This is a genomic window from Bradyrhizobium aeschynomenes (genome assembly GCF_013178945.1).
Classification (GTDB): domain Bacteria; phylum Pseudomonadota; class Alphaproteobacteria; order Rhizobiales; family Xanthobacteraceae; genus Bradyrhizobium; species Bradyrhizobium aeschynomenes.
The window spans coordinates 525485-539883 of the sequence record NZ_JABFDM010000002.1 but is presented as its reverse complement, the minus strand read 5'-3'; the positions used below and the strand labels follow the sequence as shown (position 1 = coordinate 539883).

Below are 14399 nucleotides of genomic sequence, written 5' to 3'. Positions count from 1 at the left end.
GATCATGTCAGGAGAGCGACGATGGCATTTGTGACGACCAAGGACGGCGTCGACATCTTTTTCAAGGATTGGGGACCGAAGACGGCGCAGCCGATCGTGTTCCATCACGGCTGGCCGCTGTGCTCCGATGATTGGGACAATCAGATGCTGTTCTTCCTCGCGAGCGGCTACCGCGTCATCGGGATCGACCGCCGCGGCCATGGGCGCTCCGCGCAGGTCGGCGACGGACACGACATGGACCATTATGCGGCCGACGCGGCTGCCGTGGTCGAACACCTGGATCTGCGCGACGCCGTCCATATCGGTCATTCGACGGGCGGCGGTGAGGCGACGCGCTATGTCGCGCGTCATGGTCAGCCGCAAGGCCGTGTGGCCAAGCTCGTGCTGATCGGGGCGGTGCCGCCGATCATGGTCAAGACCGCCGGCAATCCCGGAGGATTGCCGATCGAGGTGTTCGACGGACTGCGCAAGGCGCTCGCCGACAACAGAACACAGTTCTACACCGAATTTCCCTCCGGTCCGTTCTACAGCTTCAACCGGCCGGGCGCGACGCTGTCGCAAAGCGTCATTCAGAACTGGTGGCGCCAGGGCATGATGGGCGGCGCCAAGGCCCACCACGATGGGATCAAGGCGTTCTCCGAAACCGACTTCAGCGACGATCTGTCGAAGATCGATTTGCCCACGCTGGTGATGCATGGCGACGACGATCAGATCGTGCCGATCGATGCGTCTGCCCGGCTGTCGGTCAAGCTTCTGAAGCGCGGCAGGCTCAAGGTCTACGAGACGTTTCCCCACGGCATGTGCACCACCCATCACGAGGTGATCAATCCTGACCTGCTCGCCTTTGTGCGGGCGTGAGACTCGAGCTCATAGGAGACGAAGCCATGAAGATCGTCGTGATTGGCGGCACCGGACTGATCGGATCGAAGCTGGTGGCGCGGCTTGCCGCGCAAGGTCATGACGCCGTGCCGGCGTCACCGAAGTCCGGCGTGAACAGCGTGACGGGCGAGGGCCTTGGCGCCGCGCTCGACGGCGCCGACGTGGTCGTCGACGTCTCGAATGCGCCGGATTGGAGCCCGGCGGCGGTGCTCGACTTCTTCGAGCGCTCGAGCCGCAATCTGGTCGCCGCGGGCAAGGCCGCAGGTATCAAGCACCATGTCGCGCTGTCGATCGTCGGCACCGACAGGATGGCCGATCTCGCGTATTTCCACGCCAAGGTTGCGCAGGAGCAGGTGATCAAGACGTCCGGCCTGCCGTACACGATCGTGCGGGCGACGCAGTTCTTCGAGTTCGTCCGCAGCATCGCCGATGCCGGCGCGGTCGACGGAAAGGTCGTCGTGCCCGCGGCGTTGTTCCAGCCGATCGCGGCCGATGATGTCGCCGCGGCGCTTGCCGACGTCGCCGTTCGGACGCCGCTGAATGCGACGATCGACATTGCCGGTCCCGACAAGCAGCCCTTTGCCAGCTTCGTCTCGCGACGTCTGCGGGCTGCGGGCGATGGCCGCGAGGTGGTCGCCGATCCCAAGGCCGGCTATTTCGGTGCCGTCATCGACGACCAGTCGCTGACACCGCTTGGGCAGGCACGGCTGGGCGCGATCGATTTCGACAGTTGGCTCGCCTCGGCCGCCTAGGCCTGAGTCAGGCCGCCGTCACGACCGGCCTCGTCGTGAGCCGGTCGCCTGCGACCTTGCGCAGCGCTGCGAGATTGGCCTCGGCGGAGGCCAATCTCCAGCACGATTTGCCGCTCGCCTTGGCTTCATACAGGGCTGCGTCCGCCGCAAACAGCAGCGCCTCCGGATCGGTGCCGTGATCGGGCGCCGCGGCGATGCCGATGCTCATGCCGACATGAACGTGGGCGCCGTTCGGGAGGACGAAGGGCGTGGTCATCACCTCGATGATGCGATCGCCGAGCGCCAGCGCATGATCAAGCGCGGGATCGGTGGAAATTACGACGAACTCATCGCCGCCGATCCGGGCGATGACGTCGGACGGCGCGACGATCTCCTTGAGCGTCCGGCCCACGATCATCAGCAGTTCATCGCCTGCCGCATGACCGAAGGTGTCGTTCACCGGCTTGAAGCCGTCGAGATCGAGATAGAGGACCGCGAAGCCGCGGTGATCACCGGACTTGCCCGTGAGCCTGCTGTGCAGCGCGTCGATCAGGCCGGCGCGATTGTTGAGACTGGTGAGCGGATCGCGTTGCGCCCGCTCGTCGCTCTCGCGCTTGGCGTGCATGACCGCCACCAGCATCTTGTTCAGGCGGAAGGCGGCGCCGGTCATCGCGAGGAAGTACACGGGCATCTGCAGATACATCGCAAACAACAGCGGCTCACGGGACAGAGCGACGCCCGGGATCACGGGGCCGATGCTGCACAGGATCATCGTGCCGACGAGGCGCGGCGCGCTGAAGTTTCGGAAGCAGATGCCGCCGACCATGGCCGCCGATGAGATGCAGGTCAGCGACGCTGCGATCCAGTCGCCGGATCCCAGGCTGATGCCGACGCCGAAGCCGACGCTGGCGCTCCAGGCCACCGACAGCAAAATGTGGATGTCGGTCGGCGTCGTCAGCTGCGCGCGGGCGCGGCGGTAGGAGATGATCATCACGATCAGCCGCGACAGGCAGATCACGACCTCCATCACGAACCAGCTGATGAAGAGGGCGGTCGGAGTGCGTAGTGCGAGTGCGGCGGCAACGGCGATGGTGTTGATGGCACCGCCGGCGAACACCGACCAGCAGCCATAGAGCTCGCCGACCAGCGCGAGGCGGATGTCCGCAGATACCGGATATCCAGGGTTCGCCAGCCAGCGCGTCACGCGCCAACGTGGCAAACTGAACGCCAGACCATCATCCCGCATTGCACTACCTCCGCGGGGTTGCACTAAGCGGGATGACACTTAACAGGACTTTAGAGCGGTATTTTAGTCTAGTTCCATGATTGACGGACGGTAAAAATTTACTCTACGTGGCGCGGGCGCCTGACAGCGAACGCAGGTTGAATCCGGCGATCATCCGGACGTGCGCGCCCGCGCGCGCTCTTCCGTCACCGGCGCGACCTCGACGGTGGCATTGCCGAGCGCGCGGTCGCGCTCGAAGATCAGGCGCACGCGCTGGCCGACCGGCGTCAAGCCGATGAGGTTGCGGACCTGCGTCGCGCTGCGCACGGGCATGTCATTGGCCTTCACGATAACGTCGCCCCTGCGCAGGCCCGCCCGCTCGGCCGGAGAGCCCGCAGTCACGTCGGCGACGCGCGCCCCGACGACGCGGCCATCCGCCGGCGAGTCCAGATCGAGCAGGGTGACGCCGATGCGGCCGCGATCGACCCGGCCGTTGGCAACCAGCTGCTCCATCACCCGCCGCGCCATGTTGATCGGCACGGCGAAACCGATGCCGACATTGCCGCCGCCGGGCGAGATGATCGCGGTGTTGATGCCGACCAACTCGCCGCGCAGGTTGATCAGCGCGCCGCCGGAATTGCCGGGATTGATCGCGGCATCCGTCTGGATGAAATCCTCATAGCCCTGCTTGCCGAGCCCGGTGCGGCCGAGCGCGCTGACGAGCCCAGATGTGACGGTCTGTCCGAGGCCAAACGGGTTACCGACGGCAATCACGAAGTCGCCGACTTCCAATGCGTCGCTGTCGCCGAGCGAAATGGCCCTGAGCTCGTTGGGATCCTTGATCTGCAACAGCGCGATGTCGGTGGCGGGATCACGTCCGACCAGGCGGGCGGAGAATTTGCGGCCGTCCTTGGTCCGGATCTGCGCGCCATTGACGTGCTCGACCACGTGGTTGGCCGTCAACACATAGCCGCGCTGCGCATCGACGATGACGCCCGAGCCGGTGGCGCTGATCTGCTTCTCGACCTGCTTGGGCACGTCGAAGAACTCGCGGAACAGTGGATCCTGGTAGAGCGGATTGTCCTGCCGGACCTTGCCCTCGACCGAGATGTTGACGACGGCCGGCGTCACTTCCTTCACCAGTGGCGCCAGCGTCGGCACCCGGCCGAGCTTGAGATCCGGAATCTGGGCCAAGGCAGGCCCGGCGATCAGACAAAACAGAACGGCTGGCGCCAGGATGGCCCGGAGCGTAGGCGGAAGCTGCATGGTGATCCCCAACAAGCGCGATCAGATTTTTGGCGACCAGAGAGCTGGGAAGCGGCCGGCCCCGTTCAAGAGCAGGCTTGGCAATCGTTCCCAGCGAGTGCCAAAAATTTTTCATGACCCTCTTGAACGAAAAGTTCGGCTTTCCTAGGTCGTTGCTCGCCCGGGGGCCTCATGGGACCCGGGTCCTATGACATCGCTGATCTGTAAAGGAGGATGTGCATGCATTTCCGTCCGTTGCACGACCGCGTGCTCGTGCGCCGTATCGATGCCGATGAGAAGACCAAGGGCGGCATCATCATTCCCGACACCGCGAAGGAGAAGCCGCAGGAGGGCGAGATCGTCGCCGCGGGCCCCGGTGCGCGGAACGATCAAGGGCATCTGGTGCCGCTCGACGTGAAGCCGGGCGATCGCGTGCTGTTCGGCAAGTGGTCGGGCACCGAGGTCAAGATCGACGGCAAGGATCTTCTCATCATGAAGGAGAGCGACCTGCTCGGCATCATCGACACGCCGGTCGTGGCGAAGAAGGCTGCCTGATCATCGGCCAAAACTGACAGTCATCGAAAGGAAAGGAGACGACGAACATGGCTGCCAAGGACGTGAAGTTTTCCACCGACGCGCGCGACCGCATGCTGCGCGGCGTCGACATCCTCGCCAATGCCGTGAGGGTCACGCTCGGTCCCAAGGGCCGCAACGTCGTGATCGAGAAATCGTTCGGCGCGCCGCGTATCACCAAGGACGGCGTGACGGTCGCCAAGGAGATCGAGCTGGAGGACAAGTTCGAGAACATGGGCGCGCAGATGGTGCGCGAAGTGGCCTCGAAGACCGCCGATCTCGCCGGCGACGGCACCACCACCGCCACCGTGCTCGCCCAGGCCATCGTCAAGGAAGGCGCCAAGTCCGTCGCCGCAGGCATGAACCCGATGGACCTGAAGCGCGGTATCGATCTGGCGGTCGACGCGATCGTGAAGGACTTGAAGTCGCACGCCAGGAAGATCACCAGCAACGACGAGATCGCACAGGTCGGCACCATCTCGGCCAATGGCGACAACGAGATCGGCCGCTTCCTTGCCGAGGCCATGCAGAAGGTCGGCAATGAGGGCGTGATCACGGTGGAGGAGGCCAAGAGCCTCGATACCGAGCTCGAAGTGGTCGAGGGCATGCAGTTCGACCGCGGCTATGTCTCGCCGTATTTCGTCACCAACTCCGAGAAGATGCGGGTCGAGCTCGAGGATCCCTACGTCCTGATCCACGAGAAGAAGCTGTCTGGTCTGCAGACCATGCTGCCGCTGCTCGAAGCCGTGGTGCAGTCCGGCAAGCCGCTCTTGATCGTCGCCGAGGATGTCGAGGGCGAGGCATTGGCGACCCTGGTCGTCAACAAGCTGCGCGGCGGGCTGAAGATCGCGGCCGTCAAGGCGCCGGGCTTCGGCGATCGCCGCAAGAAATTGCTGGAGGACATTGCGATCCTCACCGGCGGCACCACGATCTCAGAGGATCTTGGCATCAAGCTGGAGAACGTGACCTTGTCGATGCTCGGCCGCGCCAAGAAGGTCGTCATCGACAAGGAGAACACCACGATCGTCGACGGCGCCGGCGCCAGGAAGGACATCGAGGCGCGGGCGCAGCAGATCAAGCTGCAGATCGAGGAGACGACCTCCGACTACGACCGCGAGAAGCTGCAGGAGCGGCTGGCGAAACTCGCCGGCGGCGTTGCGGTGATCCGCGTCGGCGGCGCCACCGAGGTCGAGGTGAAGGAGCGCAAGGACCGCGTCGATGATGCGCTGCATGCGACCCGCGCTGCGGTGGAGGAGGGCATCCTGCCCGGCGGCGGTGTGGCGCTCTTGCGCGCCACCAAGGTGCTCGACGGCGTCAAGACGGCCAACTCCGACCAGAAGGCCGGCGTCGACATCGTCCGCCGCGCCATCCAGGTGCCGGTGCGGCAGATCGTGCAGAACGCCGGCGAGGACGGCTCGCTGGTGGTCGGCAAGCTCCTGGAGAAGGACACCTACAGCTGGGGCTTCAACGCCGCGACAGGCGAGTACCAAGATCTGGTGCAGGCCGGCGTCATCGACCCGGCCAAGGTGGTCCGCACCGCGCTGCAGGATGCGGCCTCGGTCGCCTCGCTGCTGATTACGACCGAGGCGCTGGTGGCCGACAAGCCGAAGAAGGCAGAGCCCGCTGCTGCGGCCCCGTCGATGGACTTCTGATCGCCTTGCCGTGGCGGACCGGCGAGGCCGGCCCGCCACGGCTCTTCAAAAGAAAGTTAGTTGCCGTGGCCCGCGGCCGTGGATCGGCCACAACGCGCAGCTATCAATCCGAACTACGACCGCAGTCCGTCCAGAGCCGGCCACAATCGTGCGAGCGATCGGCCTGCCGACGGGCCGATGGTCGACGGGAGGTGCGGTTGGGCGCTGTCGCGCCGCCCGGTCTCGATGCAGCGCAGCGCGCGTATGCAGGGGCATCCATGCCTGCCTGGCAGTATCATCATCCTCCGCCCAACCCGGTATCCGTCATGGCCGTTGCTGATCCAAGACGGCTGACGCGTTTCCTCATCGAGAGCGAGCAGCGTGTCGTTGCGCATTGCCAGGCCGTGCTGTCGCGGGGCGACATCGACCCGCGCGAGCGCGAGCGGCTGGTCAGCGTCTTGCGTGAGGCGACCATGCGGCTGCAACGGCTGTCCGCCGTGGCAGCATGACGCCTTGGCAGGGCCGTTCGTCGCGTGAGAAAAATTCGTAGCAGGCTCTTGAAACGGGCCTGCGTTTTTCTAAGTCGTTTGTCGCCGCTCTGGCGGTGCCGGGTGCTCTTGGGGCCCGGCTGTACTCTGGGCGCTGACCGGTTGTCTGGTCCCCGAGGTGTCCTGCATCGGCCCGGCGCTCCTTCGTATCCATCTTGCTCTTTGGAGGACTTGGCTATGAGGACGTATGATTTCAGCCCGCTGTGGCGTTCGACCATCGGCTTCGACCGGCTGTTCAGTCTGCTCGACGAGACCCAGCGTGCCGTCGAGGACAACTATCCCCCCTGCAACATCGAGCGGCTCGGCGACGACCGCTATCAGATCTCGCTGGCGCTGGCCGGCTTCGCACCGGACGAGCTCAACATCACGGCCGAGCACAACGTGCTCACGGTGGAAGGCCGCAAGGCCGACAAGGAGACCCGCGAGTACCTGTATCAGGGCATCTCGTCGCGGCCGTTCAAGCGGCAGTTCAACCTGGCCGACTACGTGCAGGTGACGAACGCCTCGTTCGACAACGGCCTGTTGCGGATCGAGCTGGTGCGCGAGATTCCCGAGGCCATGAAGCCGCGCCGCATCGCCATCAGCGCCGAGCCGGTGGAGCAGATTGCGCAGCAGAAGGCCGCCTGAGTTGTTCGATACGCGACGCGGGCCGTCTGTGCCCGCGTCCATGCATCATCTGTCTCTCGTGAAAGGAGCGTAGGAGGAGACACGCCATGAGCGAGCATCGTGTTTCGATCACAGCGGGGAGTGCCGGCTTCCACCCGGTCTCGCATTACGAATCGCCGGCCGACCTGCTGAACGACGGCAAGCTGTGCAGGGCCGAGAAGCGGCTGATCCTGTCGTCCTGGGCGTCGGATATGTATGCCGTCGAGTCACAGCCCGGTCTGCGCAAGATTCCGGGCCTCTCCAGGACGCTCTATCTCGCCGACATTCTCGGCGCGCTGCGGCAGCTCGATCGCGAGGATCAGCCGCCGCGCCCGCGCGGCGGCGCCGCGATGCGCGTCGTTCCGCGGATCGACGTGGAGGCGGACGGTGCCGCAACCGATCATGCACTCGGGGGAGCAGGGATCCGGATGCGGCCTGCCGCTCGCATGCGGTTTTCTCGCGAGGCGAATGTGCGGCGTTATCGTCGGTTGCTGGCGACCAAGCTCTCCGACCATGAGCGCCGTTTCGTCGAGCGGCGGTTGGCGGCGGAGCTGCAAGGGCTCGGCGCGGCGCGCGAGTGGCCCGAAGGGGCGCGCGCGAGCCTGGTGTGAGCGGAGCGACGGATCACAGGCCCGCACGTCCCCGACGCCGCCCGAGCCGGGCGGCGTTCTTCATCGGCTGGTGTCCTCCTCACCATCAAACCAGATGCGCCCGTCAGGCGACCAATGCCGAGCATTGGGTCGACCGGACGGAGAACACGTTGATGGCCATCACGACAGGGAGAGTGAGCGTCACTCTCGCGGCGCTGACCTGCCTTTTGAGCGTCTCGGCGCAGGCGAGCAGCACCGTGGTCTGCTACGCCAAGGACAAGGCCATCGACGTGGAATTGCATGGATCTGCCGGGCGCTCCGTCGGCAGCGCGATCGGCGCGTTCGGTGGCGAGGCTGAATTCAAGATGCCCTGGATGCCGCCGGCCGCGCGTCGCGTCACCTTCGAAGCCGAGCACCTGACCCAGACCTGGTACGATGATCGCGAGATCAGGCTCGCCGTCAGCTGGATCAAGGACGGCAAGGAGCCTTCGCCCGAAGTGACCCTGATCATCAAGACTCGTCGCGTCCGCGGCGACGATTCGCCTTACCGCGGGCAGTACCAGCTCGTGGCTCATCTGCCGGACGAGGCAGGCACGAAGCGGGAGGTGCAGGGCAAGATCGAATGCAGCGCCGACTGACGCCGCGCTTCCTTCCTTCGGCACGACCCCGAACGCAAAAACGCCGCCCGGAATTGGACGGCGTTTCATTCACGATAGCGTAGAGGATGATGGCTTCTGTTTAGCTCATCAGCCCGTGAAGATCAATTCCGGTAGCCTGGATTGACGCGATCGAGCCGGCGCAGCAGCGGCGGCCAGACCAGCTGCGTCGAGCGGAGCTCGACGCGCTCGTCGTTGTCGAACAGCTTGGCGTTCTTGTCGATGACCTCCTCGCGGACCGGATAGGCCGACGGGCCGAGCGTGCGGGTGCGGACCTGGATCGAGCAGGCACGCTCCAGATGATACATCCGCTCGAAGGCGGAGGCGACCGAGCGGCCGACCGTCAGCGTGCCATGATTGCGCAGCAGCATGTGGTTCTTGCTGCCGAGATCACGCTGCAGCCGCGGCCGCTCGTCATGGTCCAGCGCGACGCCTTCATAGTCGTGATAGGCGAGGTCGTGGGTGACGTATTGCGCGATCTGGTTCAGCGGCAGCAGGCCATCGGCACAGCTCGACACCGCGACGCCGTCCAGCGTGTGCAGATGGATGACGCAGCCGGCATCCTCGCGGACCTCGTGGATCGCGGAATGGATGGTGAAGCCGGCAGGATTGATGCTGTACTCGCTCTCGGACAGCTGGTTGCCGTAGAGGTCGACCTTGATCAGGCTGGAGGCGGTGATCTCCTCGAACAGCAGGCCGTAGGGGTTGATGAGGAAGTGATGTTCGGGGCCGGGCACGCGGGCCGAGATGTGGGTGTCGACCAGGTCGTCCCAGCCGAACATCGCGACGAGCCGGTAGGCGGCGGCGAGGTTGACGCGCTGAGACCATTCGGCCTCGGTCATGTTGGACGGCACTTCCTTGAGGCGTGCTTCGGCTGGCGACATGGCAATCTCCGACGGCGTGGGTTGGTCGGAGACTAAGCGGCCCGCCACCGCGCGACAAGGCGCGGGGGCGGGGAGGCTGTCATGTCGTTTGGCTGAGCCGGCGCCTCAGGGCGCCGGGATCGACAACAGGCTCGAGATGCTGCGGCCGCGGATGTCGTAGACCCGGGCGAACACGACGTCGTCGCGCTTGATCTCGACCATCACGGGGGCGGTCAGTCCCTTGCAGTAGAACTCGCCGAGCGTCATCGCGAAGTCGGCCGCATGGCTGTCCCAGCCGATGGTGAAGTCCGGGCCGAGCGCGACCTGGGCCGGGCGCTGCGGGCCGCACACCGCGACCTTCCACTTGTGGCCGATCGGCGGCACCTCCTGGCGCTCGTCGAGCTGTTCCTTCAGGCCGTCCGAGGCCTGCTTCAGCGCCAGTCCCCAATAGTCCAGCATGAAGCGGGTATCGGCCTCGCGCACCGTGCCGGCGATGTAGTTGAAGTGGGTGTATTGATAGGGATGGAGCCGGATCATCTCCGCCAGCGGCAGCAGCAGGCCGAAGCAGAAGGCCGCGATCGCCACCGGCTGCCAGCTGCGGCGCTCGTCGTTGTTGAGCCAGGACAGCAACCAGGAGAATGCGACGCCGCCGAGCAGGGCCATCGGCGGGATCACGAAGACGAAGTGGCGGATGCCGTTGTACAGCGCGGGACGCTTGACGATCGCGATCAGGATCGGCAGCGTCGCCGCCAAGGTCAGCATCAGCAGGATGCTCTTCTGCCGGGCCGGCATGTCGGGCCGCGACAGTGACATGATCGAGGCGACGGCGCCGGCCACGAACAACGCGATCAACAGCTCGGGCAGCTGCAGCGCGAACAGCGTCGGCAGGTAGGACCACGGCATGTCCGGTACCGAAACCAGCGCGCCGTCGAACATCTCCTTCCACGGCTTCTCGAAGAAGTGCGAGAAGTAGGTCAGGGCCCGGAACGGGTTGGCGGGCTCGATGATCGACCACGGCCAGATCAGACCCATGATCAGGTAGCCCAGGATCAGGCCGGGGATCAGCATATAGAGCACTGAGGCGAAGCGGCGGACCGCCTCGCGGGTGCCTTGCGTGCGGTATTCCTCCATGAACAGCGGCATGAAGCCGACCATGGCGTAAACCACCGCCATGCCGCCCAGGATGCGCGAGCCGATCGAGAAACCGGCGCCGAGGCCGAGGATCAGGATGGTGCGCGGCGAGGGGTAGGGGTATTCATCGGCGAGCCGGACCAGACCCATCAGCAGCACGACCATGGCGACCGCGAAGGGGGCATCCTTCGGGTTCATGAACATGTGGCCGTAGAAGATCGGGCACAGCGCCAGCAGCAGCAGGGCCGACAGGCCGGCGACCGCCCCGCCGATGCGGCGGGCCAGGCGCCAGGTCACGGCCAGCCCGATCAGGCCGACCAGGGCGCCGACCAGCCGCCGGGTTTCGAACAATTCCAGTGGCAGGATCTTGTGCAGCAGGGCTGCAACCATGTCGAACCCGCCGCCGTACATATAGAGATTGGCGAACGACAGCGCCGCCTGGTCCCTGAACCCGGAACCGTACATGCGCAGCAACAGATCGGCATATTCGGCATGGGTGTAGTCATCCCAGCCGAGGCCATAATCCCGGAATGTCAGTCCGGCCACAACCGCGACGGCGGCGAGCACGAACATGGCAAGATCGTCACAAGTCCGTTCGAATGTTCGCCGGATCGGCGTCTCGAGGACCGAAGTGGTTATCGATGTCATGGCTGATGGTGACCCGGCGTCCCCTAACGACCCCGCTTCCGCGCTTCAGGCCTGCTTTCCCCGTTTGCGTATAGCGCGTCACGGTTTCCGAGGTGTTGGAAATATGAACGTCCCACGACCATCGCAGTGCAGCAGGAGCCCGATTTTCGGCTGCTTGGCGCCATATTGGCACAGTGACATGAACGCGTCCTGAACCGGGAGGCCCCGCAAGAACCCGGAGGAACCCGAGACGGTTCCGTGGGTTGGCGGGAGCAAATGTGGCTCGATCGTGGCGCGTCGAGCTTCTCTGCCGGGGCAGGAAACGGCTTCGGCCGAACTTCTGCTGCAAATTGTCGCGGATTTCGACTAGAACCGCGATTCAAGGGACGCAGGGCACCCCCAGCTAACTAGTGTGATATCGGTGGGACGCCGTCCGGAACCGACGCATTAGGGGATAGGTTCGAATGATGAGTGCTATGTTGGCCGCTGGAGCCTTGGCCGTCCTGGCCGGGCTTGGAGCGATCGCTTGGGGAATTCCTGTGAAGGAGTTCAGCGTGGGCAACACGCTGATCCTGTCGGGAACTCTCGGCGTGTGCAGCGGGCTCATCCTGTTTGGGCTGTCCGCGCTCCTGAGCGAGCTGAAGGTCATTTCCCACCGGCTGCGAACGCGCACGGCAGCGGAGACCGAGGTCAGGACCCTGCAACTGCCGGGCGCCGGCAGCAAGGCCGAGCTCGACTCGTCTCCGGTCCCGCCCGCAGAAGATATGTGGCGTGAGGGCGGCTCACTGCGGCCCCGGCCGCGGATGCCGGACCTGTCCTCGCCCTTGTCGTCGACCTCTGCGCCGCTGTCGCCTCCGTTGCCCTCGTCCTTGCGTAATCCCCTCCCTGAGCAGGAGATGGACGAGCCGGCTGCGGAGCCTGCCGAGCGGCCGCGGCGGAACCTGCTGTTCGCCTCGTCGTCGCGACGTGAGCGCGAGCGCGCTGAAAAGCGCGCGGCCGAGCCGATGCCGACGGATTTTCGGTCGCCGCCGCTCAGCGAGCCGCCGGCCGTGCCGCTCGATGAGCCGGCGTCCGAGCCCGCTTCTCCGGGTCTGGAGGACAGCTGGTCGCGGCCCGAGCGGGCGCGCCCTTCCGAATCGCTGCGGCCGCCGTTCCCTCGCCGGCTGGCGCGCGCCGCGCCGGCCTTCGTCGAGCCCGAGCCGACACCGGCTCCGGAGCCGCAGGACATTGAGCCGCCGGCAGCGACCATCATCAAGTCGGGCGTCGTCGACGGGATGGCCTACTCGCTCTATTCGGATGGCTCGATCGAAGCGCAGATGCCGGAAGGGATGATGCGTTTTGCATCGATCGACGAGCTGCGCACGCACCTCGAAGGCCGCGCCTGACGCGCTTGCGATCCGGAAGACTGGCATACGGTACACAGTACTGAGGCGAGGGCAGACTTCTCAAGAAGAAGTCCTCACCTTATTGTCATTTTGCCAGTCATTCGCCCATATTGCTTGGAGAAATGACAGATGACGCGTTCACCCGGTTTGGGTGATACTTGCGACGGAAAGTCAGTGGTTGGGGGCGGGGTGGGTTTTCGATGACAGAAGCGGCCGGCAAGAGCTTTATCGATCTGACCGCCGACATCGTCTCGGCCTATCTGAGCAACAACCCGACGCCTGCAGCCGAGATTCCATCCCTCATCAGCCAGGTGCATGCGGCGCTGACCCGGGTCGCGGCCGGACGCAGCGAGCCCGCACCCGAGCCGGCGCGCCCGGCGGTGCCGGTGAAGAAGTCGATCCATCCGGACTATCTGGTCTGTCTCGAGGACGGCAAGCGCTTCAAGTCGCTGCGGCGGCATCTGCGCACGCAGTACAACATGACGCCGGAGCAGTACCGCGACAAATGGAACCTGCCACCGGACTATCCGATGGTGGCGCCGAACTACGCGGTGACCCGCTCGCAGCTCGCCAAGAAGATGGGCCTGGGGCAGCAGCGCCCAGAGCGCGAGAAGTAGCTGAGACGGTCAGGACGCCGAAGTGAGCGCTTCGCGCGCGTCCGAGCGGATGCGCTCGACCATCGAGCGCAGGCCGTTGGAGCGCTGCGGCGTGAGATGCTCGCGGAATCCGAGCTCGTCGAACACCGCGGGTGCATCGATGGTGAGGATCTCCTGCGGCGTGCGGCCGGAATACAGCGTCAGCAGGATCGCGATCAGGCCGCGGACGATGTGCGCGTCGCTGTCGCCGAGATAGTTCAGCACCGGAACGGCGCCACTGTGATCGGCATGCTTGGACAGCCAGACCTGGCTGGCGCAGCCTTGGACCTTGTTGGCGGCGGAGTGCTCGTCCTCGGGCATCGGCGCCAGCATGCGGCCGAGCTCGATGACGTAGCGGTAGCGGTCGTCCCAATCGTCCAGCAGGGCAAAATTGTCGCGAATCTCGTCGATCGTCATGATGCTCTTCAGTCCCGTCCGAACCCTCATATAGGGGTTCGGCGCGACGAAAGCGACAGCCGGTTCCGCGCCATCACGGGGTCGGCGGCAACTGCCATTCGGCCGCGAGATCGTCGGCCGAGAGCGTATCGACAGGCGCTTCGCTGGTTGGAACCTCCTCGAGCACGGGGGCGTCGATCGAGCCGGTATGATCGTTGCCGCGCTTGTCGAGGCTGGCGGGCTTCACCGGGCCGATGAGCTTGTCCGACGCATTCGGCTTCTCGGCCGCCTCCGGCTTGTCGGTGATGATCTGATAGATCTTGCGGGCGCCTTCCTGGGCGCGGTGACCGATCACGGTCGCGGCCTGGCCGCCGACCTCGCAGGCCTGCGGCTGGCGCTTGCAGAACTGGCTCATGTCGGAGACGGCGGCGGTCGCGGCCTGCACCGCTTCGTGCGCATTGATCTGCGGCAGCTTGTCCGTGTCAGGGCTCTTTTCACGCGGCAGCAGCACAAGCACGAGCCCGAGCCAGAATGCCATCCGAAGCAGAAAGAACATCACGCAACCCCGACCGTGCTGCTGATCCCGCGTTCTGTCCCTGATCGCGCAACCGGGATCGCAGCTGCTTTGTTCTACGTCGC

16 protein-coding genes are annotated in these 14399 nt (G+C 65.3%); 10 read left to right on the top strand and 6 right to left on the bottom strand.

The window, feature by feature from the left end:
* The first annotated feature begins 21 nt into the window (after positions 1 to 21).
* A complete protein-coding gene (locus HL666_RS07145; RefSeq protein ID WP_172112122.1) occupies positions 22 to 858 on the top strand; it encodes an alpha/beta fold hydrolase in 837 nt (278 codons plus the stop codon).
* A 26-nt stretch (positions 859 to 884) separates the two neighbouring features.
* Positions 885 to 1631: an SDR family oxidoreductase gene (locus HL666_RS07140; protein ID WP_172180597.1), complete on the top strand. Its 747-nt coding sequence runs from the start codon at positions 885 to 887 to the stop codon at positions 1629 to 1631.
* 7 nt (positions 1632 to 1638) lie between these two features.
* Here HL666_RS07140 and HL666_RS07135 read toward each other — a convergent pair whose 3' ends face one another.
* Both HL666_RS07135 and HL666_RS07130 read right to left on the bottom strand, forming a co-directional pair.
* On the bottom strand, positions 1639 to 2856 hold the full coding sequence (locus HL666_RS07135; RefSeq protein ID WP_172180595.1) for a GGDEF domain-containing protein: 1218 nt from the start codon (positions 2854 to 2856) through the stop codon (positions 1639 to 1641).
* Between the two features lie 150 nt (positions 2857 to 3006).
* Positions 3007 to 4101, bottom strand: a complete 1095-nt coding sequence (locus HL666_RS07130; protein ID WP_172180593.1) for a trypsin-like peptidase domain-containing protein — start codon at positions 4099 to 4101, stop codon at positions 3007 to 3009.
* A 219-nt stretch (positions 4102 to 4320) separates the two neighbouring features.
* Between HL666_RS07130 and groES the strand changes: the two genes are divergently transcribed.
* The 6 genes from groES (at position 4321) to HL666_RS07100 (ending at position 8705) form a co-directional block, all read left to right on the top strand.
* The gene (gene groES / locus HL666_RS07125; protein ID WP_172112126.1) at positions 4321 to 4635 is read left to right on the top strand and encodes a co-chaperone GroES; all 315 of its coding nucleotides are present in this window, start codon (positions 4321 to 4323) and stop codon (positions 4633 to 4635) included.
* Positions 4636 to 4682: 47 nt separating this feature from the next.
* A complete protein-coding gene (gene groL / locus HL666_RS07120; protein WP_172180591.1) occupies positions 4683 to 6305 on the top strand; it encodes a chaperonin GroEL in 1623 nt (540 codons plus the stop codon).
* A 257-nt stretch (positions 6306 to 6562) separates the two neighbouring features.
* Positions 6563 to 6793 (top strand): hypothetical protein, encoded by a 231-nt coding sequence (locus HL666_RS07115; RefSeq protein ID WP_172112127.1) that lies wholly within the window; start codon positions 6563 to 6565, stop codon positions 6791 to 6793.
* Positions 6794 to 7009: 216 nt separating this feature from the next.
* Positions 7010 to 7459 (top strand): Hsp20 family protein, encoded by a 450-nt coding sequence (locus HL666_RS07110; RefSeq protein ID WP_172180589.1) that lies wholly within the window; start codon positions 7010 to 7012, stop codon positions 7457 to 7459.
* Between the two features lie 86 nt (positions 7460 to 7545).
* Complete coding sequence (locus HL666_RS07105) at positions 7546 to 8088, top strand: hypothetical protein (RefSeq protein ID WP_172180587.1); 543 nt, start codon at positions 7546 to 7548, stop codon at positions 8086 to 8088.
* Between the two features lie 152 nt (positions 8089 to 8240).
* Positions 8241 to 8705, top strand: coding sequence for a hypothetical protein (locus HL666_RS07100; protein WP_172112130.1), 465 nt, complete (start codon positions 8241 to 8243; stop codon positions 8703 to 8705).
* A 122-nt stretch (positions 8706 to 8827) separates the two neighbouring features.
* On the opposite strand, the gene HL666_RS07095 is transcribed toward HL666_RS07100, so the two are convergent.
* Positions 8828 to 9607, bottom strand: coding sequence for a class II aldolase/adducin family protein (locus HL666_RS07095; protein ID WP_172112131.1), 780 nt, complete (start codon positions 9605 to 9607; stop codon positions 8828 to 8830).
* Positions 9608 to 9712: 105 nt separating this feature from the next.
* The gene (locus HL666_RS07090) at positions 9713 to 11365 is read right to left on the bottom strand and encodes a glycosyltransferase family 39 protein (RefSeq protein ID WP_172112132.1); all 1653 of its coding nucleotides are present in this window, start codon (positions 11363 to 11365) and stop codon (positions 9713 to 9715) included.
* 443 nt (positions 11366 to 11808) lie between these two features.
* Between HL666_RS07090 and HL666_RS07085 the strand changes: the two genes are divergently transcribed.
* Together HL666_RS07085 and HL666_RS07080 are read left to right on the top strand one after the other, a co-directional pair.
* On the top strand, positions 11809 to 12729 hold the full coding sequence (locus tag HL666_RS07085; RefSeq protein WP_172180585.1) for a hypothetical protein: 921 nt from the start codon (positions 11809 to 11811) through the stop codon (positions 12727 to 12729).
* Between the two features lie 200 nt (positions 12730 to 12929).
* Entirely contained in the window at positions 12930 to 13346 is a 417-nt protein-coding gene (locus HL666_RS07080; RefSeq protein WP_172112134.1) for a Ros/MucR family transcriptional regulator, read from the top strand.
* A gap of 9 nt (positions 13347 to 13355) precedes the next feature.
* Here the strand turns inward: HL666_RS07080 and HL666_RS07075 are convergent, their stop codons facing one another.
* Positions 13356 to 13781, bottom strand: a complete 426-nt coding sequence (locus HL666_RS07075; protein ID WP_172180584.1) for a SufE family protein — start codon at positions 13779 to 13781, stop codon at positions 13356 to 13358.
* A gap of 73 nt (positions 13782 to 13854) precedes the next feature.
* Complete coding sequence (locus HL666_RS07070) at positions 13855 to 14316, bottom strand: DUF5330 domain-containing protein (protein WP_172180582.1); 462 nt, start codon at positions 14314 to 14316, stop codon at positions 13855 to 13857.
* Positions 14317 to 14399: the final 83 nt, after the last annotated feature.